Raw genomic sequence first — 23700 nt, forward strand, 5'->3', positions numbered from 1 at the left:
ACGAAACGACCCGCTCCCGCACCTGCTCCGACACCGCGATCCCGCGCTTGGACAGGATCCGCAGAATGTCCTCGGCACGCCCCTCGGCACGGCCCTCAGCACGGCCCTCGGAACGCCCCTCAGCACGGCCCTCGGAACGGCCCTCGGCACGACCCTCGGAACGCCCCTCGGAACGCAGCCGTTCAGATGTCTCCGAGCGGAAGAAAGAGAGGTCGACAGCCATCAGATCCCTCCAGATCTGTGCGGCCGGAGCGGAGCCCAGGCCGAGTTCCGTGAGTTCGGCGAAGATCATCGCCGTGTCTTCGTCAACGGTCTGCAGTGCGGCGGCCAAGGCCTTCAGTATGGCACCGGCATTCGGATTCTTACCATGCGTGATGGCCGAGAGCGTGGCGAGGGGAATGTCCCTGGCGGCGGCGTCCACATCGGTGAAGACGGGGACGTTGTGCGGCCCGAGCACCAACGGGCGCAGCGACAGCGTCGGCCATGCCGCGGGACCGATGACCACCGTCTCGGCCGCCCACTCGGCCGTCGACCTGTCCTGGCACGTCACCAGGAGCAGCGGAGGAAGCCGGTACTTCGCGTACAGGTGGGCCATGTAATAGGCCCAGCTGCCGGGTTTGCCCCGGTCCTTCTTGCCCTGCGCCTCCACGGCCAGCAGGTAGCTGTCGCCTTCGGCGGCGTCGATCCGCAGAAGGGTGTCCACCCGTCTTTCGAGCGGCTGGATCTCGGTGAGATCGGTGGGCATGAGGGACACCGCGACAGGTTCCGGAAAGGGGAGTCCCAGCGTGCGGAAGGTCCGTGCGAAGACTCCGGGATCCTCCTGGAAGATCCGGTGCATCGCCTCGTGTGATGAGCTGACCATGCGGCCAGGCTAGGGACGCGACGGAGAACGTACGGCCCCTTCGAGGAGCGCTCACCCGGACGGGTGAGCGCCGGCCTCCGGCCCGGCCCTACCGCGCCCGCTGCACTCTCCGCTCGTCCCACACCGGCTCCGTCGTCTCGCGTACGACACCGTCCGAGCCGAACACGAGGTACCGGTCGAAGGACTTCGCGAACCACCGGTCGTGCGTGACGGCCATCACCGTCCCGTCGTACGCCTCCAGCCCGTCCTGCAGGGCCTCCGCCGACTCCAGGTCCAGGTTGTCCGTCGGCTCGTCCAGCAGCAGCGCCGTCGTGCCGGCCAGCTCCAGGAGCAGGATCTGGAACCGCGCCTGCTGCCCGCCGGACAGCTTCTCGAACGGCTGGTCCCCCTGCCGCTCCAGCTCGTACCGTCGCAGCACGGACATCGCCCCGCCGCGGTCCTTGGCGTGCTCGGTCCACAGGATCTCGACCAGCGTGTGGCCCAGCAGCTCCGGATGGGCGTGCGTCTGCGCGAAGTGACCCGGTACGACGCGCGCCCCGAGCTTCCACTCCCCCGTGTGCGCCACCGGCTCGCCCGCGAGCAGCCGCAGGAAGTGCGACTTCCCGGAGCCGTTCGAGCCGAGGACGGCGACCCGCTCCCCGTAGAAGATCTCCAGGTCGAACGGCTTCATGAGCCCGGTCAGCTCCAGCCCCTTGCAGGTCACCGCCCGTACGCCGGTCCGGCCACCGCGCAGCCGCATCTTGATGTCCTGCTCGCGCGGCGGCTCCGGCGGGGGTCCCGCGTCCTCGAACTTCTTGAAGCGGGTCTGCATGGCCCGGTAGCGCGACGCCATGTCGGGGCTGATCGCCGCCTGCTGCCGCAGCCGGTGGACCAGCGCCTTCAGCCGGGCGTGCTCCTCCTCCCAGCGACGCAGCAGCTCCTCGAACCGCGCGAACCGGTCCTTGCGGGCCTGGTGGTACGTATCGAAACCGGCGCCGTGCACCCACACGTCGCTGCCCGCCGGGCTCGGCTCGACGCTGACGATCTTCTCGGCGGCCCTGGACAGCAGCTCCCGGTCGTGAGAGACGAAGAGGACCGTCTTGCGGGTCTCCTTCAGCTTCTCCTCCAGCCACCGCTTTCCGGGGACGTCGAGATAGTTGTCCGGCTCGTCGAGCAGCAGCACCTCGTCCGGCCCGCGCAGCAGCGCCTCCAGCACCAGCCGCTTCTGCTCACCGCCGGACAGCGTGCGCACCTCGCGCCACTGCGCCTTCTCGTACGGGACACCGAGCGCGGCCATGGCGCACATGTCCCACACCGTCTCGGCCTCGTACCCGCGGGCCTCCGCCCAGTCGCTCAGGGCCTGCGCGTACTTCATCTGCGCGGCCTCGTCGTCGACGGTGAGGATCAGTTCCTCGGCCTTGTCGACGGCCAGGGCCGCCTCCCGGATACGGGGCTGCGCTACGGAGACCAGCAGGTCCCGGACCGTGCGCTCGTCCCGCACGGAGCCCACGAACTGCTGCATCACCCCGAGCCCGCCGCTCACCGACACGGAGCCGCCGTGCGGCTGGAGCTCCCCGGCGAGCAGCCTCAGCAGCGTCGTCTTCCCGGCGCCGTTCGCCCCCACGAGGGCGACCACCGCCCCGTCCGCGACCCGGAACGAAGCATCGCCGAGCAGCACCCGCCCGTCCGGTAGGTAGTACTCCAGATGGCCCGCTTCAAGATGTCCCATGCACAGCATTGTCACGGGCCGCGAAGCCCTGGCCCAACTGGATTATGTTCCGTCTAGGATTCGCCGCATGAGCTTTGGGCAAGGGGGGCCCTCCTGGGGGCCCGGAGGCACACAGACTCCGGACTGGGCAGCGCTGGCCGACGAGTCCGCCGCGCGCAACCGCCGCAAGAAGTGGCTGCTGATCGGCGGAGGCGTGCTCGCCACCGCCGCGGTCGGCGCGATCGTGGCCACCGCGGTCATCTCGACCGACAAGAACAACTCCACCAGCTCCGGCAAGCACGCGAGCGAGCTCCCGGCACCGTCCGACCTGCCGAAGGACACCGCCGAGCCCGAGCCGTCCTTCTCCTCGGTCGCACCGCCGCCCCCGCCCGACCCGAAGGACTACATATCCGACGCCAAGAAGGACAAGGCGCCGATCACCGTCGACGCGTTCTTCCCCGGCAAGAAACTGACGGTGGGTGACCGCGTCTACGTCAAGGGCGCGACGCAGCAGACGAAGAGCTGCGCCGCGACCACCAAGGACGCGCTCGGTTCGATCCTCACCAACAACGGCTGCGACCAGGTCATCCGGGCCACGTACAGCAAGGACGGCGTCGCCGTCACCGTCGGGCTCGCGGTCTTCGGGACGGAAGCCCAGGCCAAGAGGGCGGCCCAGCAGTCCAGCGGCAGCATCGCACCCCTGAGCGGCGCGGGCGTCCCGGCCTTCTGCCCCGCCGGATCGTTCTGCCGCCGTACCGCCAACTCCTACGGCCGCTACGCCTACTTCGCCATCACCGGGTACACCGGCGGCAAGAACGTCACCACGGCCGACAAGAACGCCTACGCCACCGGGGACGACCTGACGAACTTCACGTTCCGTCAGATCCGCCACCGCGGCGAGCTCCAGGCCTCGGCCGCGGCCACCGCACCCGCCGGCTGACGGCCCTCTGCCGCGCCGCTGCGCGGCCCGCCCCTGCTCTCGGCAGCACGAGACCAGCGGCAAAGACCGAACCACCGCCACAGCCCGTCGGCGAGACCAAGGCCCGCACAGGCACGGAACCGGTCATTCCTCGGTGTCATCACGCCACCCCGGAACCCCTGCACAGACAGCCCCCTCTTGCCTCAGGCAACACGACTGATCAACTCAGGCAAGAAGGGTTACTCATGAGGTGCATGCGACGAAGACACATGGCGACCACCATCCTGACGGCCGCTGCTCTCGCTCTCGCAGCCTCACCGGCGATCGCACACCCGGACACTGCGCCCACGTCTGCCACTGCCGATCCGATCACAAGTGAGTTGGCACAGCTCACAGAGAACTACCTGCAACAGCGCGCCGACATGCTCACCACCACCGCATCCCTCACACGCTCCGCTCGAATCGCGACAACTCGGCAGATGTCCGCACAGGTGGATGCCGATCTGACAGCGCTGGCGGAGAAAGGGCGACGATACGAACAAGCCGACGGGGGGTACACGAAGGCGACCGTCGATGTCGAGGTCACGAATGCCTCCGTCAGCGAGTCGGCGGCGACCCTCCAGGTCTCCGAGTACACCCGCCTGCACCTCCCCTTCACCCCCCAGGAAGTGGAGGAAGGAGCACCGGAATACGAAGAGATCGCCCTCCCGCACACCGTGCAGTTCGCGCGAACAGCTGAGGGTACCTGGCTCCTCGCCTCTGACGTAGCCGAGACCGACGGTGGCCCCGCACCAAGCACGCAGGTGGAGCGGGCGGACCCGGCGCCCGCAGACGAAGGTGGTTCTCCGGACGAGGACGAGGGCACCAAGACACCTCCGTCCGAGACGACCACTCTTCCGGACACCGGCGTCACCGTCGTCAAACCGGCAAGCTACAGCTACGGGAAGATCGTCGCGTACGCCGACAAATACTGGAAGAACAACAACAAGGCGTATCGCACCTACAGCAACGACTGCACCAACTTCATTTCCCAGGCGATGCTGGCCGGGGGGTGGGGACCCAAAGGCGGCGCACTGATCCAGCGGACCAGCAACAAGTACTGGTTCTACGGGCCCACTACGTTCACCACCAGCTATACATGGGCGGGCGCGGAGAACTGGTACTGGTTCGCAAAGAAGCACTCGAAGCGCACCAAGATCCTCCCGAATGTATGGAATCTGGCTGCTTCAGACGTTCTACAGGCCGACTGGGACAAGAACGGCAATATCGACCACACCATGATTGTCACCAAGAGGTACCAGGGCACTCCGTACCTGACGTACCACTCCGGTGCCACACACAACAAGAGCCTGGCCAAACTTCTGTCCGACCACAAGAAGACATGGTGGTACGCGCACCGCACCTGACGGCCAGAGACACACCGCTTCCCTGATCGGACGAAGGAGCACAATGAATCGTCGACGAACGGCCGGCGTTCTGACAGCGGCGGTGGCCACGGTCACGCTGGCGGCTTCCGGATGCTCGTCAACCGCGGAGTCCCACACCGCGAGCAAGCCCTCGGCATCACCGGACGGGGCCCGCCAAGCGGTGGAATCGTATGTGCGCGCCCTCAACTCCCGTAGCGTTCCCGCTCTGATGCACGTCGGCAACGTCCCGGACGAGGACTGGTCGCGGCGCGAAGCGGCCCGGATTCTGACTGCCGACGGCGGCAAGGACCTGAAGATCACGGACGTGCGCATCGACTACGACATAGGCCCGACCACCGGATCGGCCGAACTCACCGCGAAGGGCCGGGCCGGCGCCACTCTCCACGACACCTTCACCGTGCTCAGGACAGCCGGTGCCTGGCACTTGGTGATCTTCGATGATCGCCCCCTCCCCCCGGGCAAGGAGTCCTCGTCCGCGGAGCGGCCGTCGTCCTGAGGGACGGACCACCGGACGGGCCCGTCACCGCGTCTCAGCAGCAACCCCCGTCGCCGCCGCCCGTTCCGAGGAGGGTGCGCATGTTGCGCGCTTCCTTGGAGCGTGCGGCCAGCAACTCGTCGACGGGATAGGCCACTTCCTCCAGCGTCAGCCCGTGCGGACGCACCACGTGCACGCCGGGATCCCGAACCTGTGCCGCCAGCACCTGCGCGGGCCACTCGGCCGGACGGCGCCCGTCGCCGACGAACAGCGCCGCACCGATCAGCGCCCGCACCATGTTGTGGCAGAACGCATCGGCCTGCACGGTCGCCGTCATGATCCCGGACGCCTCGTCCCGTACCCAGCTCAGCTTCTGCAGCGTACGGATGGTCGTCGCGCCCTCGCGCTTCTTGCAGTACGCGGCGAAGTCGTGCTCCCCGAGCATCCGGGCCGCCGCCTCGTTCATCGCGTCGATGTCCAACGGCCGGTCGTGCCACAGCACATGACCGCGCAACAGCGGATCCACCCCACCGGGACGGTCGGCGACGCGGTACGCGTAACGACGCCACAGCGCCGAGAACCGGGCATTGAACCCGGCCGGAGCCTGGGCAATCCGCCAGATCCGCACATCGGGCGCCATCCGTCCGGCCATCCGCCGCAGCAGCTTGTCCGCGTGCTCGGCCCACACCTCGTCCGGCAGATCCACATGGGCGACCTGGCCCCGGGCATGCACCCCGGCATCGGTGCGCCCGGCGACGGTCAGGTCGTACGTCCGCGAGGACCGCGTCACGGTCCGCAGCGCGTCCTCGATCTCCCCCTGGACGGTCCGCCTGGAGGTCTGCTTGGCCCAGCCGGAGAAGTCCTTGCCGTCGTACGCCAGGTCCAGCCGCAGCCGCACGGAGCCGGGCTCCACTTCGTCACTCACCGAAGGATCCTTTTCTGCCAGTACATACGGAACGGGCCCGCACCGCCCCGAAGGGTGATGCGGGCCCGTCCAGTGGTCTCAGAACGCTCAGGCGTCCTTGGCTTCCACATCAGCCGCTTCCGCGGCGGGCGCGTCGGCCTCGGCCGGCTTGGCGTCCTCGATGACCTCGGCCGGAGCCTCGTCCTTCTTGAGGGCGTCTTCCTTGACCGCACGCTTCGTCGCGGCCTCGGCCTCACCGGTGGCCTGCTGGGCCACGGTCAGCGCCTCGACCAGCTCGATGACCGCCATCGGGGCGTTGTCGCCACGACGGTTGCCGATCTTGGTGATGCGGGTGTAACCACCGGGGCGGTTCTCGTACCGCGGGGCGATCTCGGTGAAGAGCGTGTGCACGATGCCCTTGTCCGTGATCGACTGCAGCACCAGGCGACGGTTGTGGATGTCGCCCTTCTTCGCCTTGGTGATGAAACGCTCGGCGACCGGACGCAGGCGGCGGGCCTTGGCCTCGGTCGTGGTGATGCGGCCGTGCTCGAACAGCGACTTCGCGAGGTTGTTGAGAAGAAGCTTCTCGTGCGCAGCGCTGCCGCCCAGACGGGCACCCTTGGCGGGCTTCGGCATGGTTTTTCTCCTTGTGTGCTGCACCGGCCGTATCAGGTACCGGTGTCAGTTCCCGCGCGGCGGACGCCACACGGAAGATCAAGAGCCGACCGGGCCACCGATCAAAATCGAGCCCGTCCGGCGATTGAGGACAGAAGGCCCTCACCCCGGTCCGGGGCACCCGGCAAACCCGGGCACCCCAGCCGGAGGCGTGCTAGTACTGCTCGGTCTCCACGAAACCGGCGTCCGCGTCGTCGTCGGCGCCGAAGGCGTCGGCCGCGGCCGTCGGGTCGAATCCGGGCGGGCTGTCCTTGAGCGCCAGGCCCATACCGGCCAGCTTCGCCTTGACCTCGTCGATCGACTTCGCACCGAAGTTGCGGATGTCGAGCAGGTCGGCCTCGGAACGAGCCACGAGCTCACCCACGGAGTGGATGCCCTCACGCTTGAGGCAGTTGTACGAACGGACCGTGAGCTCCAGCTCCTCGATCGGCAGCGCCAGATCGGCGGCGAGCGCGGCGTCCGTCGGGGACGGGCCCATGTCGATGCCCTCGGCGTCGATGTTGAGCTCACGCGCCAGACCGAACAGCTCGACCAGGGTCTTACCGGCCGAAGCCATGGCGTCACGCGGACGCATGGCCTGCTTGGTCTCGACGTCGACGATCAGCTTGTCGAAGTCGGTGCGCTGCTCGACACGGGTCGCCTCGACCTTGTACGTGACCTTGAGCACCGGCGAGTAGATGGAGTCGACCGGGATACGGCCGATCTCCTGGCCCACCTGCTTGTTCTGGACGGCGGAGACGTAGCCGCGACCGCGCTCGACGGTCAGCTCCATCTCCAGCTTGCCCTTGCCGTTCAGCGTGGCCAGGACCAGGTCCGGGTTGTGGACCTCGACACCGGCCGGCGGGGCGATGTCAGCAGCGGTGACCAGGCCGGGACCCTGCTTGCGCAGGTACATCACGACCGGCTCGTCGTGCTCCGAGGAGACGACCAGCTGCTTGATGTTGAGGATGAGGTCGGTGACGTCCTCCTTGACGCCCGGCACGGTGGTGAACTCGTGCAGGACACCGTCGATCCGGATGCTGGTGACGGCGGCACCGGGGATCGAGGAGAGGAGCGTGCGGCGGAGAGAGTTGCCGAGGGTGTAGCCGAAGCCCGGCTCCAGCGGCTCGATCACGAACCGGGAGCGGAACTCGTCAACGACCTCTTCGGTCAGCGACGGACGCTGAGCGATAAGCATGTTGCGTTCCTTCAGTCGTGGGCGCCCACTATTTGACGCCCCCAGATACTGACAAGGGTACGGGCGGCACGACCCGAAAGAGCCGTACCGCCCGGACCCACGAGCTACTACTTGGAGTAGAGCTCGACGATCAGCTGCTCCTGCACCTGGGTGTCGATCACCTGGCGCTCGGGCAGGGAGTGCACGAGGATCCGCATCGTCGACGGCACGGCTTCGAGCCACGCCGGTACGGTGCGCTCGCCGGCCTCGGCCTGGGCCACCTGGAAGGGGGTCAAGGCCTTGGACTTCTGACGAACCTCGATCACGTCGTTCACGGCGACGCGGGCCGACGGAATGTCGGTCTTCGTGCCGTTCACCGCGATGTGTCCGTGACGCACCAGCTGACGGGCGTGGTCGCGGGACTTGGCGAAGCCTGCCCGGTAGACCACGTTGTCGAGGCGGGTCTCAAGGATGCGCAGAAGGTTCTCACCGGTCTTGCCGGTCTTCTGGTTCGCTTCCTTGTAGTAGTTCACGAACTGCCGCTCAAGAACACCGTAGATCCGCGAGCACTTCTGCTTCTCACGAAGCTGAAGAAGGTACTCGCTGTCCTTGGTGCGCCCGCGTCCGTGCTCACCCGGGGGGTAAGGACGGATCTCGATCGGGCACTTCGCGCTCTCGCACTTGCTGCCCTTGAGGAACAGCTTCTGCTTCTCCCGACGGCAACGCTTGCAGTCGGCCCCGGTGTATCGCGCCATTTTCCAGTTGTCTCCGTTGCTTCAGACGGAATCAGACGCGACGGCGCTTGGGCGGCCGGCATCCGTTGTGCGGGGTGGGGGTGACGTCCTGGATCGAGCCCACCTCCAGGCCGGTGGCCTGGAGCGAACGGATCGCGGTCTCGCGGCCGGAGCCCGGACCCTTGACGAAGACGTCAACCTTGCGCATGCCGTGCTCCTGCGCGCGGCGGGCGGCCGACTCGGCGGCCATCTGCGCGGCGAAGGGGGTGGACTTGCGCGAGCCCTTGAAGCCGACGTGGCCGGCAGAGGCCCAGGAGATCACGTTGCCCGAGGGGTCCGTGATCGAGACGATCGTGTTGTTGAACGTGCTCTTGATGTGCGCGTGGCCGTGAGCGACGTTCTTCTTTTCCTTGCGACGCACCTTCTTGGCTGCGCCCTGACGACCCTTGGGGGGCATGTCTTGACTCCAGATGGAGAGGGGAGGTGATCGGTCCTACAGCGAAGACCGCTGGTTGCTGCGGCTGACCGGTGGCCCGGACGACCGCAGTGCGTCCGCTGAGGACTACTTCTTGCCCGGCTTCTTCTTACCGGCGATCGCGCGACGCGGGCCCTTGCGGGTACGAGCGTTCGTGCTGGTGCGCTGGCCGTGGACCGGCAGACCGCGACGGTGGCGGATGCCCTGGTAGCAGCCGATCTCGATCTTGCGGCGGATGTCGCCCTGGATCTCGCGGCGAAGGTCACCCTCGGTGCGGAGGTTGGCGTCCACGTACTCGCGGATCTTGACCAGGTCCTCTTCGGCCAGGTCACGAACGCGGGTGTTCGGGTTCACGCCGGTGGTGGCGAGGATCTCCTTGGACCGGGTGCGCCCGATACCGAAGACGTAGGTGAGGGCAACCTCCACGCGCTTTTCGCGCGGGATGTCAACACCTGAAACGCGTGCCATTCAATGGCTCCAGTTGTCATTTCGGGGGTCTTCCGCAGTGCCGCTCCCGATCGCCGACCACTCACGAGGAGAGGTGGTACGCCCAGGTCCCCGGCCCCCGCCGGAGGTGTCGTCAGCCGAAGCTTGGACGGACTCTGCGTATATACGTATTACATGCGTCGCGCGAAGTACTGCGAGATGCAGGGGGTCGTGCGTCAGCCCTGGCGCTGCTTGTGGCGCAGGTTGTCGCAGATGACCATGACCCGACCGTGACGGCGGATCACCTTGCACTTGTCGCAGATCTTCTTGACGCTCGGCTTGACCTTCATGGGATGTCAGGTTCTCCGGGTCAGTGCCATCACCGCGCCGAGGCGGGGTGCGGGCAAGATCTACTTGTAGCGGTAGACGATCCGGCCACGCGTCAGGTCGTACGGAGACAGCTCCACGACGACCCGGTCATCCGGAAGGATTCGGATGTAGTGCATCCGCATCTTGCCGCTGATGTGCGCGAGGACCTTGTGACCGTTCTGGAGCTCCACCTTGAACATGGCGTTCGGGAGGGACTCGATCACGGTGCCCTCAATTTCGATGGCACCTTGCTTCTTGGCCACGCTTCGCCCTTCGAATCGGCTACCTTGATCGACTTTCGGTATCACATGTGGACACACGGATGCACAAGAGCCGACGCGTCAGTCTACGTCAGCGGACCCCAAAAGACGAATCCGTCAAGTTTGCCCACCGCGGGAGATCCTTAGACCTCCACAAGGGGGTCAAATCAACCCTCGGGCCCGGATCAGCCCATGGGGTCTCCGCTGGTCCTCAAGACCTCGGGGAAGGGTCCGGTGCCGCCTCGATTCCGTACTGGGCCAGCTTCGCCCTGCCGCAGTCGGGGGCGGTCAGGACCAGGGGGCCCTGCTCGGTGAGGGCGATCGAGTGCTCCCAGTGGGAGGACCAGGTGCCGTCCGTGGTGATCACGGTCCAGTCGTCCTGGAGCACCTCGGTCTGCGGCGTGCCGAGGGAGACCATCGGCTCGATGGCCAGGCAGACGCCGGGCACGAGCTTGATTCCCTTGCCCCGCTTCCGGGCGACGTAGTTCAGCAGGTGCGGGTCCATGTGCATCTCGGTGCCGATGCCGTGGCCGCCGTAGTCCTCGATGATCCCGTACTTGCCGGTGGCCGGACGCGGCTGGCGGCGGATGTAGGACTCGATCGCCTTCGAGATGTCGACGAGGCGGTTGTTCACCTTCATCGCGGCGATACCGGCCCACATGGACTCCTCGGTCACCCGGGAGAGCTCGACCAGCTCCGGAGCGTGACCGGTGCCGACGAACGCCGTGTACGCGGCGTCGCCGTGCCAGCCGTCGACGATGGCGCCGGCGTCGATGGAGATGATGTCGCCGTCCTTGAGGACGGTCTTGTCGTCCGGGATGCCGTGGACGACGACCTCGTTGACCGAGGTGCAGATAGTGGCGGGGAACCCGCCGTACCCGAGGAAGTTCGACTTCGCACCGTGATCGGCGATCACCTTGCGGGCCACCCGGTCCAGGTCCAGCGTGGTGGCGCCGGGCACCGCCGCCTCACGGGTGGCCGCGTGAATGGCAGCGACCACCAGCCCCGCCTCACGCATCTTCGCGATCTGCTCGGGGGTCTTGATCTGCACCATTGCGCGGCGCCTCTCTGCATCGAACTGCATCGAACGGTGACGGGTGCGGCGTACACAACGATACGGCGCAAACAGTCGGCCGCGACGCCCAAGGACGCCGCGGCCGACTGTACGAGTACTGCGGATTCTGCCCCTCAGCCCTTCTCGGACTTGAGAGCCTCCATCGCCCGCTCGGTCACCTCGGTGACCTTGCCGAGCGCGGAGATGGTGACCACCAGGTTCTGGGCCCTGTAGTAGTCGATGATCGGCTCGGTCTGCGTGTGGTAGACCTCCAGCCGGGTGCGGACCGTCTCCTCGGAGTCGTCGTCGCGCTGGTACAGCTCGCCGCCGCAGGTGTCGCAGACGCCTTCGGCCTTCGGCTGGTTGTACGTCACGTGGAAGACGTGCGCGCTGTCGTTGCGGCAGATCCGGCGACCCGCGATCCGCTTGACGACCTCGTCCTCGGGGACCTCCAGGTCGAGAACCGCGTCCAGCTTCACGCCCTCGTCCTTGAGCATCGCGTCAAGAGCCTCGGCCTGACCCACATTGCGCGGGAAGCCGTCCAGCAGGAAGCCGTTCACGGCGTCCGGCTGGGACATGCGGTCCTTGGCCATCGCGATGGTGACCTCGTCCGGCACCAGCTGCCCCGCGTCCATGTAGGCGCGGGCCTGCTTGCCAAGGTCGGTGCCCTGGCTGATGTTGGCGCGGAAGAGATCGCCCGTGGAGATGTGCGGAATCGACAGGTTCTTGGCAAGGTACGCAGCCTGCGTTCCCTTGCCGGCACCGGGCGGCCCGACGAGGACGATTCGCATCAGCGGAGGAACCCTTCGTAATTGCGCTGCTGGAGCTGACTCTCGATCTGCTTCACGGTCTCCAGACCCACACCCACGATGATGAGGATGCTCGTCCCGCCGAACGGGAAGTTCTGGTTAGCGCCACCGAAGCCTGCCAACGCCATCGTCGGCACCAGAGCGATCAGACCCAGGTACAGCGAGCCCGGCCAAGTGATCCTGTTGAGCACGTAGCTCAGGTACTCGGCAGTAGGTCGACCAGCCCGGATACCCGGGATGAACCCACCATACTTCTTCATGTTGTCGGCGACTTCCTCGGGGTTGAACGAAATCGCCACATAGAAGAAGGCGAAGAAAACGATCAACAGGAAGTACGCCGTGATGTAGTACGGGTGGTCGCCCTTGACGAAGTTGTCCTTGATCCAGGTCGCCCAGCCCGCGGTGGAGTTGGAGAACTGGACGATCAGGGCCGGGATGTAGAGCAGCGAAGAAGCGAAGATGACGGGAATCACACCCGCCTGATTCACCTTCAGCGGAATGTACGTCGAGGTACCGCCGTACGACCTGCGGCCGATCATGCGCTTCGCGTACTGCACCGGGATACGGCGCTGGGCCTGCTCGACGAAGACGACGAGGCCCACCATCACGAAGCCGATCAGGATGACGGTGCCGAACTCGATCCAGCCGTCGGCCAGCTTGCCGGTGGTCTTGATGGCCCACAGGGCGCCGGGGAAGCTGGCGGCGATCGAGATGAACATCAGGATCGACATGCCGTTGCCGATGCCGCGGTCGGTGATGAGCTCACCGAGCCACATGACGGCGGCGGTGCCCGCGGTCATGGTGATCACCATGACGATGGTGGTGAAGATCGACTGGTTCGGCACGATCTGGTCGGCGACCGGGCAGCCGCTGAAGAGCGCGCCACTGGTGGCGGTGGCCACCAGGCCGGTGCCCTGGAGGATGGCGAGCGCCACGGTCAGATAACGCGTGTACTGCGTGATCTTGGCCTGGCCGGACTGCCCCTCCTTCTTGAGCGCCTCAAGTCGGGGAATGACCACGGTCAGCAGCTGGAGAATGATGCTGGCCGTGATGTACGGCATGATGCCGAGCGCGAAGATCGTGATCTGCAGCAGTGCACCACCGCTGAACATGTTCACCAGGCCGAAGAGGCTGTTGTTGCCCTTGCTGGCCTGATCAACACAGGTCTGGACGTTCTCGTAGCTCACTCCCGGTACGGGGATGTGTGCCCCGAGCCGGTAGAGCACGATGATGCCGAGCGTGAAGAGCAGCTTCTTGCGCAGGTCGGGCGTCTTGAACGCCCGGGCGAACGCGGTGAGCACGGTGCCTCCTGCGACCCCCGCGCAAAGCGTAGAGGTGACGGTCTTGAGGATCGACGAATACGTAACGGTCAAAGGTCCCCGGGCAGGCGCCCAGGGGGTTACCACACAACAACGCACGCCACCTTACCGGCGACCATGCCCACCTAGGAACGACCAACCGGGGATGCCCCATATGAGAGGCATCCCCGGTCGGATGTTCAGGCCATCGAGTTGTCTCAGACGAGCTCGGTGACGGTGCCGCCGGCGGCGGCAATCTTCTCCTTGGCGGAGCCGGAGACGGCGTCAACCGAAACCTGCAGCGCCACGGAGATCTCGCCCTGTCCGAGGACCTTGACGAGGTGGTTGTTGCGCACCGCACCCTTGGCGACCAGGTCGGCCACGGTGACCTCTCCACCCTCGGGGTAGAGCGTCGCGAGCTTGTCCAGGTTCACGACCTGGTACTCGGTGCGGAACGGGTTCTTGAAGCCCTTGAGCTTCGGGAGACGCATGTGGAGGGGCATCTGCCCACCCTCGAAGCGCTCCGGAACCTGGTAACGGGCCTTGGTGCCCTTGGTGCCACGACCGGCGGTCTTACCCTTGGACGCCTCACCACGACCCACACGGGTCTTGGCGGTCTTGGCGCCCGGGGCGGGCCGGAGGTCATGGGCCTTCAGCGGCTTGTTCTCCGCCATGTCAGTCGACCTCCTCAACCGTCACGAGGTGGCGGACGGTGTGCACCATTCCGCGGAACTCGGGGCGGTCCTCCTTGACAACCACGTCGTGCAGGCGCTTGAGCCCGAGCGAACGCAGGGTGTCGCGGTGGTTCTGCTTGCTACCGATGTACGACTTCGTCTGCGTGATCTTGAGGCGAGCCATTACGCACCCGCTCCCGCACGCGCACGAAGCAGAGCCGCGGGGGCGACGTCCTCAAGCGGCAGACCGCGGCGGGCCGCGATCTCCTCGGGACGCTGCAGGCCCTTGAGGGCCGCCACGGTCGCGTGCACGATGTTGATCGCGTTGTCGGAGCCGAGCGACTTCGACAGGATGTCGTGAACGCCGGCGCACTCCAGAACGGCGCGCACCGGGCCACCGGCGATCACACCGGTACCGGGGGAAGCAGGCTTCAGCAGGACGACGCCCGCAGCCTTCTCGCCCTGGATCGGGTGAGGAATGGTGCCCTGGATGCGCGGAACCTTGAAGAAGTTCTTCTTGGCTTCTTCCACGCCCTTGGCGATGGCCGCGGGAACTTCCTTGGCCTTGCCGTAGCCGACACCGACGGTGCCGTCACCATCGCCCACCACGACCAGCGCGGTGAAGCTGAAGCGACGACCACCCTTCACAACCTTGGCGACGCGGTTGATCGCGACGACGCGCTCAACGTACGCGGTCTTCTCGGCGGCAGCCGCACCGCCGTCACGGCCCTTCCGGTCCCGCCGCTCGCCGCCACCGGCACCGCTTCCGCGGCGCTGGGGTCCAGCCATTGGATTTACCTCTCTCTGTTACGTCCGCTGTGCGTAGGAACCGGGGCTTAGAACTTCAGCCCGGCTTCACGGGCGGCGTCAGCCAGAGCGGCAATCCGCCCGGCGTACTGGTTACCACCGCGGTCAAACACGACGGCCTCGACGCCTGCGGCCTTGGCACGCTCAGCGACCAGGGCGCCGACCTGCTTGGCCTGGGTGCTCTTGTCGCCCTCGCCACCACGGATGGAGACGTCCAGGGTCGACGCCGACGCGAGCGTGTGGCCCGCGATGTCGTCGATGACCTGAGCCACCATGTGGCGGTTGGACCGCGTCACGACCAAGCGCGGACGCTCCGGCGAACCGGAGATGTGCTTGCGGACGCGGATGTGGCGACGCTTGAGGGCGGCACGCTTGTAGGCGTCGCCCTTGGCGATCTTCACGCCGTATGCCATGGCTACTTACCAGCCTTTCCGACCTTGCGGCGGATGACCTCGCCGGCGTACTTGACGCCCTTGGCCTTGTACGGGTCAGGCTTCCGCAGCTTGCGGATCTTGGCCGCGGTCTCGCCGACCTTCTGCTTGTCGATGCCCTCGACGGAGAACTTCGTGGGGGACTCCACCTTGAAGGTGATGCCCTCCGGGGCCTCGATCAGGATCGGGTGGCTGTAGCCCAGGGCGAACTCCAGGTTGGAGCCCTTCGCCTGGACGCGGTAACCGACACCGCTGATCTCGAGCGCCTTGGTGTATCCCTGGGTCACACCGGTGATCATGTTCGCCACCAGCGTGCGGGACAGGCCGTGCAGGGCCTTGTTCTGACGCTCGTCGTTCGGGCGGGTGACGCTGAGGAAGCCGTCCTCGCCCTTGGTGACCTCGATCGGCGACGCGACGGTGTGCGAGAGGGTGCCCTTGGGCCCCTTCACCGCGACCGTGCGGCCATCGATGGTGACGTCCACACCGGCGGGAACCTGGATGGGGAGCTTGCCGATTCGCGACATGAGCTATTCCTCCGTTCCCGACTACCAGACGTAGGCGAGGACTTCCCCACCTACGCCCTTCTTGCTGGCCTGCTGGCCGGTCAGGAGACCGTGGGACGTGGAGATGATCGCCACGCCCAGGCCGCCGAGGACCTTCGGCAGGTTGGTGGACTTTGCGTATACACGCAGACCCGGCTTCGAGATGCGCTTGATGCCGGCGATCGAGCGCTCGCGGTTCGGGCCGAACTTCAGCTCGAGGACGAGGTTCTTGCCGACCTCGGCGTCCTCGACCTTCCAGCCGGTGATGAAGCCCTCCTGCTGGAGGATCTCCGCGATGTGCGACTTGATCTTGCTGTGCGGCATCACGACGTCGTCGTGGTACGCCGAGTTCGCGTTACGCAGACGCGTGAGCATGTCTGCGATGGGATCAGTCATGGTCATGAATTGGCCTTCGGCCTCTCTCGCCGGGGTTTCCTGTATGCGCCATCCCTCTCCCCACTCAGTGGCGGGACGGGTGCGGTGCGGGGACCTACGGCGTAGTAAGTCGGTCTTGGGCGGCAGGCGCCCAACCCCACAAGCCTACGGCATGTGAGGGCGGGCTCCTGCCGACCAGATGCTTACCGAGAGCTTCCGTCAATTCCCAACGCCCGGAGGGCGAAGGAGAATTACCAGGAGCTCTTGGTCACGCCCGGCAGCTCGCCACGGTGAGCCATCTCACGAAGGCACACGCGGCACAGGCCGAACTTGCGGTAGACGGAGTGGGGCCGGCCGCAGCGCTGGCAGCGGGTGTACCCGCGGACGCCGAACTTCGGCTTGCGGGCGGCCTTAGCGATCAGAGCCTTCTTCGCCACGGTCAGTTCTCCTTGAACGGGAAGCCGAGGTGACGAAGGAGGGCACGACCCTCGTCGTCATTGGTCGCCGTGGTGACCACGGTGATGTCCATGCCCCGGACCCGGTCGATCTTGTCCTGGTCGATCTCGTGGAACATGACCTGCTCCGTGAGACCGAAGGTGTAGTTGCCACGGCCGTCGAACTGCTTCGGCGACAGGCCACGGAAGTCACGGATACGCGGCAGCGCGAGCGACAGCGTACGGTCCAGGAACTCCCACATCCGGTCACCACGGAGGGTGACGTGGCAGCCGATCGGCTGGCCCTCGCGCAGCTTGAACTGCGCGATGGACTTGCGGGCCTTGGTGACGGCCGGCTTCTGGCCGGTGATCGTGGTGAGGTCGCGCACGGCGCCGTCGATCAGCTTGGAGTCGCGGGCGGCGTCGCCCACACCCATGTTGACCACGATCTTGACCAGGCCGGGAATCTGCATGACGTTCTCGAACGAGAACTCCTCACGCAGCTTGCCGGCGATTTCCTCGCGGTACTTCGTCTTCAGACGCGGAGTGGTGGTGGTAGCCATCAGATGTCCTCACCCGTCCGCTTGGCAACGCGGATCTTGTTGCCTTCGTCGTCGAAGCGGTAACCGACGCGCGTGACGACCTTGTTGCCGTCCTTCTCCACGACGAGCTGAACGTTGCTCACGTGGATGGGGGCCTCGGTCGTGACGATGCCACCGGTCTGCGAACCGCGAGCGGTCTGGCCGGCCTTGGTGTGCTTCTTGACCCGGTTGACACCCTCGACGAGGACGCGGTCCTGAGCGGGGTAGGCCACGATGACCTTGCCCTGCTTGCCCTTGTCCTTACCGGTGATGACCTGAACCAGGTCGCCCTTCTTGATCTTCATGCTTACAGCACCTCCGGCGCGAGCGAGATGATCTTCATGAACTTCTTCTCGCGCAGTTCCCGGCCCACCGGGCCGAAGATGCGGGTGCCGCGGGGGTCACCGTCGTTCTTCAGAATGACGGCGGCGTTCTCGTCGAAGCGGATGTACGAGCCATCCTGACGGCGACGCTCCTTGACGGTGCGAACGATGACGGCCTTGACGACGTCACCCTTCTTCACGTTGCCACCGGGGATCGCGTCCTTGACGGTGGCGACGATGACGTCACCGATGCCCGCGTAGCGGCGACCCGAACCACCGAGAACACGGATGGTGAGGATTTCCTTCGCACCCGTGTTGTCGGCGACGCGAAGTCGCGACTCCTGCTGGATCACGTCTATCTCCTGATCGTCTGCCGGTTCCCGGTGGGGGCCACTCCGTCACCGGAGCGGACCCCACCGAGCCTGGCGGAACCTGCCTGAGGGGAATGCCCCTCAGGAATTACTTGGCCTTCTCGAGGATCTCGACGACGCGCCACCGCTTCGTGGCGGACAGCGGCCGGGTCTCCATCAGGAGGACGCGGTCGCCGACGCCGGCGGCGTTCTGCTCGTCGTGTGCCTTGAGCTTGTTCGTACGGCGGATGACCTTGCCGTACAGCGCGTGCTTGACACGGTCCTCGACAGCGACGACGACGGTCTTGTCCATCTTGTCGCTGACGACCAGACCCTCACGGGTCTTGCGGAAACCGCGGTCGGTGTTCGTCTCAGTCACAGTCTTCTCGCTCATCAGGCGCTCTCCACCGTCTCGATGCCCAGCTCGCGCTCGCGCATCAGGGTGTAGATCCGGGCGATGTCCTTACGGACGGACTTGAGCCGACCGTGGTTCTCGAGCTGCCCGGTCGCCGCCTGGAAGCGGAGGTTGAACAGCTCTTCCTTGGCCTCGCGGAGCTTGTTGAGGAGCTCCTCGCCGCCCAGTTCGCGCAGCTCGGACGCCTTGGTACCGGCCGACATCACGACTCACCTGCCTCGCGCCGAACGATCCGGCACTTCATCGGAAGCTTGTGAGCAGCGCGGGTAAGCGCCTCACGAGCAATCTTCTCGTTCGGGTAGGACAGCTCGAACATCACCCGACCCGGCTTGACGTTCGCGATCCACCACTCGGGAGAACCCTTACCGGAACCCATGCGGGTCTCGGCCGGCTTCTTCGTCAGGGGACGGTCCGGGTAGATGTTGATCCAGACCTTGCCGCCACGCTTGATGTGGCGGGTCATCGCGATACGAGCTGCCTCGATCTGGCGGTTCGTCACGTACGCCGGGGTCAGCGCCTGGATGCCGTACTCGCCGAACGCAACCTGCGTGCCACCCTTGGACATACCGCTGCGCTTCGGGTGGTGCTGCTTGCGGTGCTTGACCCTACGGGGGATCAGCATTTCGGTCAGGCCTCCGTTCCGGTGCTCTCAGCCGGAGCAGCGGCGGCGGGAGCCTCGGCCTTGGGGGCCTCGGCTGCCGGCGCGGACTGCTGCGGCTTGCGACCGCGACCGCCACGCTCACCACCGCGGCCACCACGGCCGGCCGGGCGGTCAGCGCCGCCACGGGCCGGGCGGTTGCCGGCGCGGGCAGCAGCGTTCTCGGCGCGGACCTCGGCGATGTTCTTGACGTCGCCCTTGTAGATCCAGACCTTCACACCGATGCGGCCGAAGGTCGTCTTGGCCTCGAAGAAGCCGTAGTCGACGTTCGCACGGAGCGTGTGCAGGGGCACACGGCCCTCGCGGTAGAACTCCGAGCGGGACATCTCGGCGCCGCCGAGGCGGCCACCGCACTGGATCTTGATGCCCTTGGCGCCGGCCTTCATCGAGCTCTGCATGCTCTTGCGCATGGCACGACGGAAGGAGACGCGGGAGGAGAGCTGCTCGGCGACGGCCTGGGCCACCAGCTGAGCGTCCACCTCGGGGTTCTTGACCTCGAGGATGTTCAGCTGGACCTGCTTGCCGGTCAGCTTCTCCAGCTCGCCACGGATGCGGTCGGCCTCGGCGCCGCGGCGGCCGATGACGATGCCCGGGCGGGCGGTGTGGATGTCAACGCGGACGCGGTCGCGGGTGCGCTCGATCTCGACCTTCGAGATGCCGGCCCGCTCCATGCCCTTCGTCATCATGCGACGAATGGCGACGTCTTCCTTGACGTAGTCCTTGTACAGCTTGTCGGCGTACCAACGGGACTTGAAGTCCGTGGTAATGCCGAGCCGGAACCCATGCGGGTTAACCTTCTGGCCCATTACCGGGTTCCTTCCTTGCTGCTGACGACCACGGTGATGTGGCTGGTCCGCTTACGGATCCGGTAGGCACGGCCCTGAGCACGCGGACGGAACCGCTTCAGGGTCGGGCCCTCGTCCACGAACGCCTCGCTGATGACCAGCGAAGAGGCGTCGGGGTGGTCGTAGTTGTGTGCAGCGTTGGCAATGGCGCTGTCCAGCACCTTGCCAACCGGCACGCTCGCGGCCTGCGGGGCGAAACGCAGGACCGCCTGAGCCTCCGTGGCATCCATGCCACGGATGAGGTCCACCACGCGGCGGGCCTTCATGGGCGTGACGCGGATGTACCGCGCCTGGGCCCTGGCTTCCATGGTTGTCCCTTCGGTGTGAGTCATAGTCGTTTCCACCCCGCGCTTAGCGGCGCTTCGACTTCCGGTCGTCCTTGACGTGGCCGCGGAAGGTGCGAGTCGGCGAGAACTCGCCGAGCTTGTGGCCGACCATCGACTCGGTGACGAACACCGGGACGTGGATCTTGCCGTTGTGCACCGCGATGGTGTGACCCAGCATGGCCGGGATGATCATCGAGCGACGGGACCAGGTCTTGATGACGTTCTTGGTGCCTGCCTCGTTCTGTACGTCCACCTTCTTGATGAGGTGGCCGTCGACGAAGGGCCCCTTCTTGAGACTGCGCGGCATCTAAACCCGCTCCTAGCGCTTCTTGTTCGTCTTGCGGCGGCGGACGATGTACTTGCTCGATGCCTTCTTCGGCGAGCGAGTACGACCCTCCTTCTGACCCCACGGCGAGACCGGGTGACGTCCACCGGAGGTCTTGCCCTCACCACCACCGTGCGGGTGGTCGACCGGGTTCATCGCAACACCGCGGACGGACGGGCGAACGCCCTTCCAGCGCATGCGACCGGCCTTGCCCCAGTTGATGTTCGACTGCTCGGCGTTGCCGACCTCGCCGATCGTGGCGCGGCAGCGGGCGTCGACCAGGCGGATCTCACCCGACGGCATACGAAGGTGGGCCATGGTGCCCTCCTTCGCCAGCAGCTGCACGGAGGCACCCGCGGAACGGGCGAACTTCGCGCCGCCGCCGGGCCGCAGCTCGATGGCGTGGATGGTCGTACCGACCGGGATGTTGCGCAGCGCCAGGTTGTTGCCGGGCTTGATGTCGGCGGCCGGGCCGTTCTCGACACGGTCGCCCTGCGTCAGGCCACGCGGCGCGATGATGTAGCGCTTCTCGCCGTCCGCGTAGTGCAGGAGCGCGATGCGCGCGGTGCGGTTGGGGTCGTACTCGATGTGCGCGACCTTGGCCGGCACGCCGTCCTTGTCGTGACGACGGAAGTCGATCACGCGGTAGGCGCGCTTGTGTCCGCCACCCTGGTGGCGAACGGTGATCCGACCGGCGTTGTTACGGCCGCCCTTGCTGTGCAGGGGGCGGACCAGCGACTTCTCCGGCGTGGACCGCGTGATCTCGACAAAGTCGGCGACGCTGGAGCCACGACGGCCCGGGGTCGTCGGCTTGTACTTGCGGATACCCATTTCTCAGTCCTCGTCCGATTCCGGACGATCCAGACCGCCCTTAGGCGGTCGGACCGCCGAAGATGTCGATACGGTCGCCCTCGGCGAGGGTCACGATGGCGCGCTTGGTGTCAGCACGCTTGCCGAAACCGGTCTTGGTGCGCTTGCGCTTACCCTGCCGGTTGATCGTGTTGACCCCGGTGACCTTGACCGAGAAGACCGCTTCCACGGCCTGCTTGATCTGGGTCTTGTTGGAGCCGGGCGCGACGATGAACGTGTACTTGTTCTCGTCGAGCAGCGCGTAGCTCTTCTCGGAAACGACCGGCTTGACGAGAACGTCGCGCGGGTCCGAGTAGGTCTTGCTGGTAACGGTCGCCTCGCTCATCAGGCGTCGCTCCCTTCGGTCTCAGCGGTCTGGGGGCCAGACACGAAGGACTCGAAGGCGGCCTGAGTGAAGACCACGTCGTCAGAGACGATCACGTCGTACGTGTTCAGCTGGCCCGGCTCCAGGATGTGCACCTGGGGCAGGTTGCGGGCGGACAGCCACGCGGCCTCGTCGGCGCGGTCGACGACCAGGAGCAGGTTCTTGCGCTCCGAGATCTTGCCGAACAGCGTCTTCGCGGCCTTCGTGGAGACTGCACCGTCGACCACGCCGGTGACGACGTGGATACGGGAGTGGCGTGCCCGGTCGGAGAGGGCACCGCGCAGGGCGGCGGCCTTCATCTTCTTCGGGGTCCGCTGCGAGTAGTCACGCGGCTGCGGGCCGTGGACGACGCCACCGCCGGCGAACTGCGGCGCACGGGTCGAACCCTGGCGCGCGCGGCCGGTGCCCTTCTGGCGGTACGGCTTGCGGCCACCACCACGGACTTCGCCGCGGGTCTTGGTCTTGTGCGTGCCCTGACGGGCAGCTGCCAGCTGTGCGACAACGACCTGGTGGATCAGCGGAACGCTGGTCTTCGCGTCGAAGATCTCCGAGGGGAGCTCGACGGTACCGGCCTTGTCGCCTGCCGGCGAAAGGATGTCAATGGTGCTCATTACCTCAAGCCCCCTTGGCCGCGGTACGGACCAGGACGAGGCCGCCGTTCGGACCGGGGACTGCGCCCTTGATGAGGAGCAGACCCTTCTCCGCGTCAACCGCGTGGATGGTCAGGTTCTGGGTGGTGACACGCTCGTTGCCCATGCGACCCGCCATGCGCATGCCCTTGAAGACACGGCCGGGGGTGGCACAGCCACCGATGGAGCCGGGCATGCGGTGCACACGGTGGGCACCGTGGGACGCCTTGCCACCCTTGAAGTTGTGACGCTTCATCACACCGGCGAAGCCCTTGCCCTTGCTCTTGCCCGTGACGTCAACCTTGACGCCGGACTCGAACACCTCGGCAGTGACCTCCTGGCCCAGCGTGTACTCGCCGGCGTCAGGGGTGCGGAGCTCCACCAGGTGGCGGCGCGGGGTCACGTCGGCCTTGGCGAAGTGGCCCTTGAGGGGCTTGTTCACCTTGCGCGGGTCGATCTCGCCGAAGGCGATCTGGACTGCCTCGTAGCCGTCGCTGTCGTTGGTGCGGACCTGGGTGACGACGCAGGGCCCGGCCTTGACGACGGTCACCGGGACGACCCGGTTGTTCTCGTCCCAGACCTGGGTCATGCCGAGCTTCTCGCCCAGGACGCCCTTAATGTTCTTAGCCATCTCGCGCGTCACCTCAGAGCTTGATCTCGATGTCGACGCCCGCCGGCAGGTCGAGACGCATCAGCGAGTCAACCGTCTTCGGCGTGGGGTCGAGGATGTCGATGAGGCGCTTGTGCGTGCGCATCTCGAAGTGCTCGCGCGAGTCCTTGTACTTGTGCGGCGACTTGATGACGCAGTACACGTTCTTCTCAGTGGGCAGCGGCACCGGGCCCGCGACCGACGCACCAGTGCGGGTCACCGTCTCGACGATCTTCTTCGCCGAGGAGTCGATGACCTCGTGGTCGTAGGCCTTGAGCCGGATGCGGATCTTCTGTCCCGCCATGGCTACTAGTAGTCCTGTCTCTCGTAACGCTCTGGAACCCGGGGGTTCTAAAGACTCCGTCTCCGACCCACGCGGTCGGGCGTGTCGCATCCCCTCTACGCAGATCTCCCGAAGGATTTCCCAACCAAGGGGGTGCGGGCCCGAGGACCGCGAGACCGGGGGCGGAACACCCACCGGGTGCCTGGCCGGTGCCCCACTGGCGCTTCCCGGAAGATTCCCGTACGTCCGACCCGCAGGGGGTCGACGAGTACTGTGGGACTCGCTTCCG

General features: G+C 66.3%; 37 protein-coding genes. 3 read left to right on the plus strand and 34 right to left on the minus strand.

What is annotated here, in order from left to right; translation table 11 throughout:
• Together ACZ68L_RS22875 and ACZ68L_RS22880 are read right to left on the minus strand one after the other, a co-directional pair.
• Nucleotides 1-862 (minus strand): hypothetical protein (locus ACZ68L_RS22875; protein WP_469579678.1); only part of this gene is annotated, 862 nt, incomplete at its 3' end.
• A gap of 88 nt (nucleotides 863-950) precedes the next feature.
• A complete protein-coding gene (locus tag ACZ68L_RS22880; RefSeq protein ID WP_469579765.1) occupies nucleotides 951-2579 on the minus strand; it encodes an ABC-F family ATP-binding cassette domain-containing protein in 1629 nt (542 codons plus the stop codon).
• Between the two features lie 58 nt (nucleotides 2580-2637).
• On the opposite strand from ACZ68L_RS22880, the gene ACZ68L_RS22885 reads away from it, so the two are divergent.
• The 3 genes from ACZ68L_RS22885 (at nucleotide 2638) to ACZ68L_RS22895 (ending at nucleotide 5391) form a co-directional block, all read left to right on the plus strand.
• Nucleotides 2638-3489 carry a hypothetical protein gene (locus ACZ68L_RS22885; RefSeq protein WP_469579679.1) on the plus strand — a complete coding sequence of 284 codons (852 nt, stop codon included), beginning with the start codon at nucleotides 2638-2640 and terminating at the stop codon, nucleotides 3487-3489.
• Nucleotides 3490-3848: 359 nt separating this feature from the next.
• Complete coding sequence (locus ACZ68L_RS22890; protein WP_469579681.1) at nucleotides 3849-4874, plus strand: amidase domain-containing protein; 1026 nt, start codon at nucleotides 3849-3851, stop codon at nucleotides 4872-4874.
• A gap of 181 nt (nucleotides 4875-5055) precedes the next feature.
• The gene (locus ACZ68L_RS22895) at nucleotides 5056-5391 is read left to right on the plus strand and encodes a hypothetical protein (RefSeq protein WP_469579683.1); all 336 of its coding nucleotides are present in this window, start codon (nucleotides 5056-5058) and stop codon (nucleotides 5389-5391) included.
• A 34-nt stretch (nucleotides 5392-5425) separates the two neighbouring features.
• Here the strand turns inward: ACZ68L_RS22895 and truA are convergent, their stop codons facing one another.
• The 32 genes from truA to rpsJ form a co-directional block, all read right to left on the minus strand.
• Entirely contained in the window at nucleotides 5426-6295 is an 870-nt protein-coding gene (gene truA / locus ACZ68L_RS22900; RefSeq protein WP_469579685.1) for a tRNA pseudouridine(38-40) synthase TruA, read from the minus strand.
• A gap of 87 nt (nucleotides 6296-6382) precedes the next feature.
• On the minus strand, nucleotides 6383-6910 hold the full coding sequence (rplQ, locus tag ACZ68L_RS22905; RefSeq protein ID WP_469579687.1) for a 50S ribosomal protein L17: 528 nt from the start codon (nucleotides 6908-6910) through the stop codon (nucleotides 6383-6385).
• A 193-nt stretch (nucleotides 6911-7103) separates the two neighbouring features.
• Entirely contained in the window at nucleotides 7104-8126 is a 1023-nt protein-coding gene (locus tag ACZ68L_RS22910; RefSeq protein WP_003966937.1) for a DNA-directed RNA polymerase subunit alpha, read from the minus strand.
• A gap of 107 nt (nucleotides 8127-8233) precedes the next feature.
• Nucleotides 8234-8860, minus strand: a complete 627-nt coding sequence (gene rpsD / locus ACZ68L_RS22915) for a 30S ribosomal protein S4 (protein ID WP_093897256.1) — start codon at nucleotides 8858-8860, stop codon at nucleotides 8234-8236.
• Nucleotides 8861-8891: 31 nt separating this feature from the next.
• Complete coding sequence (gene rpsK / locus ACZ68L_RS22920; protein WP_003956432.1) at nucleotides 8892-9296, minus strand: 30S ribosomal protein S11; 405 nt, start codon at nucleotides 9294-9296, stop codon at nucleotides 8892-8894.
• A gap of 105 nt (nucleotides 9297-9401) precedes the next feature.
• Entirely contained in the window at nucleotides 9402-9782 is a 381-nt protein-coding gene (rpsM, locus tag ACZ68L_RS22925; protein WP_014047799.1) for a 30S ribosomal protein S13, read from the minus strand.
• A 194-nt stretch (nucleotides 9783-9976) separates the two neighbouring features.
• Nucleotides 9977-10090, minus strand: coding sequence for a 50S ribosomal protein L36 (gene rpmJ, locus ACZ68L_RS22930; protein ID WP_003956441.1), 114 nt, complete (start codon nucleotides 10088-10090; stop codon nucleotides 9977-9979).
• Nucleotides 10091-10150: 60 nt separating this feature from the next.
• Entirely contained in the window at nucleotides 10151-10372 is a 222-nt protein-coding gene (gene infA / locus ACZ68L_RS22935) for a translation initiation factor IF-1 (RefSeq protein WP_003956442.1), read from the minus strand.
• Nucleotides 10373-10580: 208 nt separating this feature from the next.
• Nucleotides 10581-11423, minus strand: a complete 843-nt coding sequence (gene map, locus ACZ68L_RS22940; RefSeq protein WP_469579689.1) for a type I methionyl aminopeptidase — start codon at nucleotides 11421-11423, stop codon at nucleotides 10581-10583.
• 134 nt (nucleotides 11424-11557) lie between these two features.
• Nucleotides 11558-12214: an adenylate kinase gene (locus ACZ68L_RS22945; RefSeq protein ID WP_469579691.1), complete on the minus strand. Its 657-nt coding sequence runs from the start codon at nucleotides 12212-12214 to the stop codon at nucleotides 11558-11560.
• Nucleotides 12214-13533: a preprotein translocase subunit SecY gene (gene secY, locus ACZ68L_RS22950; RefSeq protein ID WP_469579692.1), complete on the minus strand. Its 1320-nt coding sequence runs from the start codon at nucleotides 13531-13533 to the stop codon at nucleotides 12214-12216. The genes ACZ68L_RS22945 and secY overlap by 1 nt, the downstream gene beginning before the upstream one ends.
• Nucleotides 13534-13748: 215 nt before the next feature.
• Nucleotides 13749-14204, minus strand: a complete 456-nt coding sequence (gene rplO, locus ACZ68L_RS22955; protein WP_018550610.1) for a 50S ribosomal protein L15 — start codon at nucleotides 14202-14204, stop codon at nucleotides 13749-13751.
• 1 nt (nucleotide 14205) lies between these two features.
• Complete coding sequence (rpmD, locus tag ACZ68L_RS22960) at nucleotides 14206-14388, minus strand: 50S ribosomal protein L30 (protein ID WP_018550611.1); 183 nt, start codon at nucleotides 14386-14388, stop codon at nucleotides 14206-14208.
• The gene (gene rpsE / locus ACZ68L_RS22965) at nucleotides 14388-14993 is read right to left on the minus strand and encodes a 30S ribosomal protein S5 (protein ID WP_030914151.1); all 606 of its coding nucleotides are present in this window, start codon (nucleotides 14991-14993) and stop codon (nucleotides 14388-14390) included. The genes rpmD and rpsE overlap by 1 nt, the downstream gene beginning before the upstream one ends.
• Before the next feature lie 47 nt (nucleotides 14994-15040).
• A complete protein-coding gene (gene rplR, locus ACZ68L_RS22970) occupies nucleotides 15041-15424 on the minus strand; it encodes a 50S ribosomal protein L18 (protein WP_093540756.1) in 384 nt (127 codons plus the stop codon).
• Between the two features lie 2 nt (nucleotides 15425-15426).
• A complete protein-coding gene (gene rplF, locus ACZ68L_RS22975; protein ID WP_093540757.1) occupies nucleotides 15427-15966 on the minus strand; it encodes a 50S ribosomal protein L6 in 540 nt (179 codons plus the stop codon).
• 21 nt (nucleotides 15967-15987) lie between these two features.
• Entirely contained in the window at nucleotides 15988-16386 is a 399-nt protein-coding gene (rpsH, locus tag ACZ68L_RS22980; RefSeq protein WP_030351444.1) for a 30S ribosomal protein S8, read from the minus strand.
• Nucleotides 16387-16610: 224 nt separating this feature from the next.
• A complete protein-coding gene (locus ACZ68L_RS22985; RefSeq protein WP_003948630.1) occupies nucleotides 16611-16796 on the minus strand; it encodes a type Z 30S ribosomal protein S14 in 186 nt (61 codons plus the stop codon).
• A 2-nt stretch (nucleotides 16797-16798) separates the two neighbouring features.
• Entirely contained in the window at nucleotides 16799-17356 is a 558-nt protein-coding gene (gene rplE, locus ACZ68L_RS22990; RefSeq protein WP_093897251.1) for a 50S ribosomal protein L5, read from the minus strand.
• Nucleotides 17356-17679, minus strand: a complete 324-nt coding sequence (rplX, locus tag ACZ68L_RS22995) for a 50S ribosomal protein L24 (RefSeq protein WP_003966949.1) — start codon at nucleotides 17677-17679, stop codon at nucleotides 17356-17358. Before rplX ends, rplE begins: the two co-directional genes overlap by 1 nt.
• 2 nt (nucleotides 17680-17681) lie before the next feature.
• On the minus strand, nucleotides 17682-18050 hold the full coding sequence (gene rplN, locus ACZ68L_RS23000) for a 50S ribosomal protein L14 (RefSeq protein ID WP_003966950.1): 369 nt from the start codon (nucleotides 18048-18050) through the stop codon (nucleotides 17682-17684).
• Nucleotides 18051-18156: 106 nt separating this feature from the next.
• Nucleotides 18157-18441: a 30S ribosomal protein S17 gene (gene rpsQ, locus ACZ68L_RS23005; RefSeq protein ID WP_030977953.1), complete on the minus strand. Its 285-nt coding sequence runs from the start codon at nucleotides 18439-18441 to the stop codon at nucleotides 18157-18159.
• Nucleotides 18441-18665 carry a 50S ribosomal protein L29 gene (rpmC, locus tag ACZ68L_RS23010; protein WP_124716937.1) on the minus strand — a complete coding sequence of 75 codons (225 nt, stop codon included), beginning with the start codon at nucleotides 18663-18665 and terminating at the stop codon, nucleotides 18441-18443. The genes rpsQ and rpmC overlap by 1 nt, the downstream gene beginning before the upstream one ends.
• On the minus strand, nucleotides 18665-19084 hold the full coding sequence (rplP, locus tag ACZ68L_RS23015; protein ID WP_014047785.1) for a 50S ribosomal protein L16: 420 nt from the start codon (nucleotides 19082-19084) through the stop codon (nucleotides 18665-18667). The genes rpmC and rplP overlap by 1 nt, the downstream gene beginning before the upstream one ends.
• Nucleotides 19085-19089: 5 nt before the next feature.
• Nucleotides 19090-19926, minus strand: a complete 837-nt coding sequence (gene rpsC, locus ACZ68L_RS23020; protein ID WP_030914139.1) for a 30S ribosomal protein S3 — start codon at nucleotides 19924-19926, stop codon at nucleotides 19090-19092.
• Nucleotides 19926-20273: a 50S ribosomal protein L22 gene (gene rplV, locus ACZ68L_RS23025; RefSeq protein WP_073733141.1), complete on the minus strand. Its 348-nt coding sequence runs from the start codon at nucleotides 20271-20273 to the stop codon at nucleotides 19926-19928. The genes rpsC and rplV overlap by 1 nt, the downstream gene beginning before the upstream one ends.
• 43 nt (nucleotides 20274-20316) lie before the next feature.
• Nucleotides 20317-20598, minus strand: a complete 282-nt coding sequence (rpsS, locus tag ACZ68L_RS23030) for a 30S ribosomal protein S19 (protein WP_023539342.1) — start codon at nucleotides 20596-20598, stop codon at nucleotides 20317-20319.
• A gap of 12 nt (nucleotides 20599-20610) precedes the next feature.
• Nucleotides 20611-21447, minus strand: a complete 837-nt coding sequence (gene rplB, locus ACZ68L_RS23035) for a 50S ribosomal protein L2 (protein ID WP_327258877.1) — start codon at nucleotides 21445-21447, stop codon at nucleotides 20611-20613.
• Nucleotides 21448-21487: 40 nt separating this feature from the next.
• On the minus strand, nucleotides 21488-21811 hold the full coding sequence (gene rplW, locus ACZ68L_RS23040) for a 50S ribosomal protein L23 (RefSeq protein ID WP_093897250.1): 324 nt from the start codon (nucleotides 21809-21811) through the stop codon (nucleotides 21488-21490).
• Entirely contained in the window at nucleotides 21811-22461 is a 651-nt protein-coding gene (rplD, locus tag ACZ68L_RS23045; protein ID WP_093897249.1) for a 50S ribosomal protein L4, read from the minus strand. Before rplD ends, rplW begins: the two co-directional genes overlap by 1 nt.
• Before the next feature lie 4 nt (nucleotides 22462-22465).
• Complete coding sequence (gene rplC / locus ACZ68L_RS23050; RefSeq protein WP_469579697.1) at nucleotides 22466-23110, minus strand: 50S ribosomal protein L3; 645 nt, start codon at nucleotides 23108-23110, stop codon at nucleotides 22466-22468.
• 13 nt (nucleotides 23111-23123) lie between these two features.
• On the minus strand, nucleotides 23124-23432 hold the full coding sequence (gene rpsJ, locus ACZ68L_RS23055) for a 30S ribosomal protein S10 (protein WP_003948644.1): 309 nt from the start codon (nucleotides 23430-23432) through the stop codon (nucleotides 23124-23126).
• Between the last annotated feature and the right edge of the window lie 268 nt (nucleotides 23433-23700).

Source organism: Streptomyces sp. NPDC104309 (assembly GCF_055584025.1).

Excerpts from the sequence above, each read along its gene's own strand:
- ACZ68L_RS22880 (WP_469579765.1), bottom strand. The coding sequence starts at position 2,579 with ATGCTGTGCATGGGACATCTTGAAGCGGGCCATCTGGAGTACTACCTA.
- ACZ68L_RS22885 (WP_469579679.1), top strand. The coding sequence starts at position 2,638 with ATGAGCTTTGGGCAAGGGGGGCCCTCCTGGGGGCCCGGAGGCACACAG.
- rplQ (WP_469579687.1), bottom strand. The coding sequence starts at position 6,910 with ATGCCGAAGCCCGCCAAGGGTGCCCGTCTGGGCGGCAGCGCTGCGCAC.
- ACZ68L_RS22910 (WP_003966937.1), bottom strand. The coding sequence starts at position 8,126 with ATGCTTATCGCTCAGCGTCCGTCGCTGACCGAAGAGGTCGTTGACGAG.
- rpsD (WP_093897256.1), bottom strand. The coding sequence starts at position 8,860 with ATGGCGCGATACACCGGGGCCGACTGCAAGCGTTGCCGTCGGGAGAAG.
- rpsK (WP_003956432.1), bottom strand. The coding sequence starts at position 9,296 with ATGCCCCCCAAGGGTCGTCAGGGCGCAGCCAAGAAGGTGCGTCGCAAG.
- rpsM (WP_014047799.1), bottom strand. The coding sequence starts at position 9,782 with ATGGCACGCGTTTCAGGTGTTGACATCCCGCGCGAAAAGCGCGTGGAG.
- rpmJ (WP_003956441.1), bottom strand. The coding sequence starts at position 10,090 with ATGAAGGTCAAGCCGAGCGTCAAGAAGATCTGCGACAAGTGCAAGGTG.
- map (WP_469579689.1), bottom strand. The coding sequence starts at position 11,423 with ATGGTGCAGATCAAGACCCCCGAGCAGATCGCGAAGATGCGTGAGGCG.
- ACZ68L_RS22945 (WP_469579691.1), bottom strand. The coding sequence starts at position 12,214 with ATGCGAATCGTCCTCGTCGGGCCGCCCGGTGCCGGCAAGGGAACGCAG.
- rplO (WP_018550610.1), bottom strand. The coding sequence starts at position 14,204 with ATGGCGGAGAACAAGCCGCTGAAGGCCCATGACCTCCGGCCCGCCCCG.
- rpmD (WP_018550611.1), bottom strand. The coding sequence starts at position 14,388 with ATGGCTCGCCTCAAGATCACGCAGACGAAGTCGTACATCGGTAGCAAG.
- rpsE (WP_030914151.1), bottom strand. The coding sequence starts at position 14,993 with ATGGCTGGACCCCAGCGCCGCGGAAGCGGTGCCGGTGGCGGCGAGCGG.
- rplR (WP_093540756.1), bottom strand. The coding sequence starts at position 15,424 with ATGGCATACGGCGTGAAGATCGCCAAGGGCGACGCCTACAAGCGTGCC.
- rplF (WP_093540757.1), bottom strand. The coding sequence starts at position 15,966 with ATGTCGCGAATCGGCAAGCTCCCCATCCAGGTTCCCGCCGGTGTGGAC.
- rpsH (WP_030351444.1), bottom strand. The coding sequence starts at position 16,386 with ATGACCATGACTGATCCCATCGCAGACATGCTCACGCGTCTGCGTAAC.
- rplE (WP_093897251.1), bottom strand. The coding sequence starts at position 17,356 with ATGGCTACCACCACCACTCCGCGTCTGAAGACGAAGTACCGCGAGGAA.
- rplX (WP_003966949.1), bottom strand. The coding sequence starts at position 17,679 with ATGAAGATCAAGAAGGGCGACCTGGTTCAGGTCATCACCGGTAAGGAC.
- rpsQ (WP_030977953.1), bottom strand. The coding sequence starts at position 18,441 with ATGAGCGAGAAGACTGTGACTGAGACGAACACCGACCGCGGTTTCCGC.
- rpmC (WP_124716937.1), bottom strand. The coding sequence starts at position 18,665 with ATGTCGGCCGGTACCAAGGCGTCCGAGCTGCGCGAACTGGGCGGCGAG.
- rplP (WP_014047785.1), bottom strand. The coding sequence starts at position 19,084 with ATGCTGATCCCCCGTAGGGTCAAGCACCGCAAGCAGCACCACCCGAAG.
- rpsC (WP_030914139.1), bottom strand. The coding sequence starts at position 19,926 with ATGGGCCAGAAGGTTAACCCGCATGGGTTCCGGCTCGGCATTACCACG.
- rplV (WP_073733141.1), bottom strand. The coding sequence starts at position 20,273 with ATGGAAGCCAGGGCCCAGGCGCGGTACATCCGCGTCACGCCCATGAAG.
- rpsS (WP_023539342.1), bottom strand. The coding sequence starts at position 20,598 with ATGCCGCGCAGTCTCAAGAAGGGGCCCTTCGTCGACGGCCACCTCATC.
- rplB (WP_327258877.1), bottom strand. The coding sequence starts at position 21,447 with ATGGGTATCCGCAAGTACAAGCCGACGACCCCGGGCCGTCGTGGCTCC.
- rplW (WP_093897250.1), bottom strand. The coding sequence starts at position 21,811 with ATGAGCGAGGCGACCGTTACCAGCAAGACCTACTCGGACCCGCGCGAC.
- rplD (WP_093897249.1), bottom strand. The coding sequence starts at position 22,461 with ATGAGCACCATTGACATCCTTTCGCCGGCAGGCGACAAGGCCGGTACC.
- rplC (WP_469579697.1), bottom strand. The coding sequence starts at position 23,110 with ATGGCTAAGAACATTAAGGGCGTCCTGGGCGAGAAGCTCGGCATGACC.
- rpsJ (WP_003948644.1), bottom strand. The coding sequence starts at position 23,432 with ATGGCGGGACAGAAGATCCGCATCCGGCTCAAGGCCTACGACCACGAG.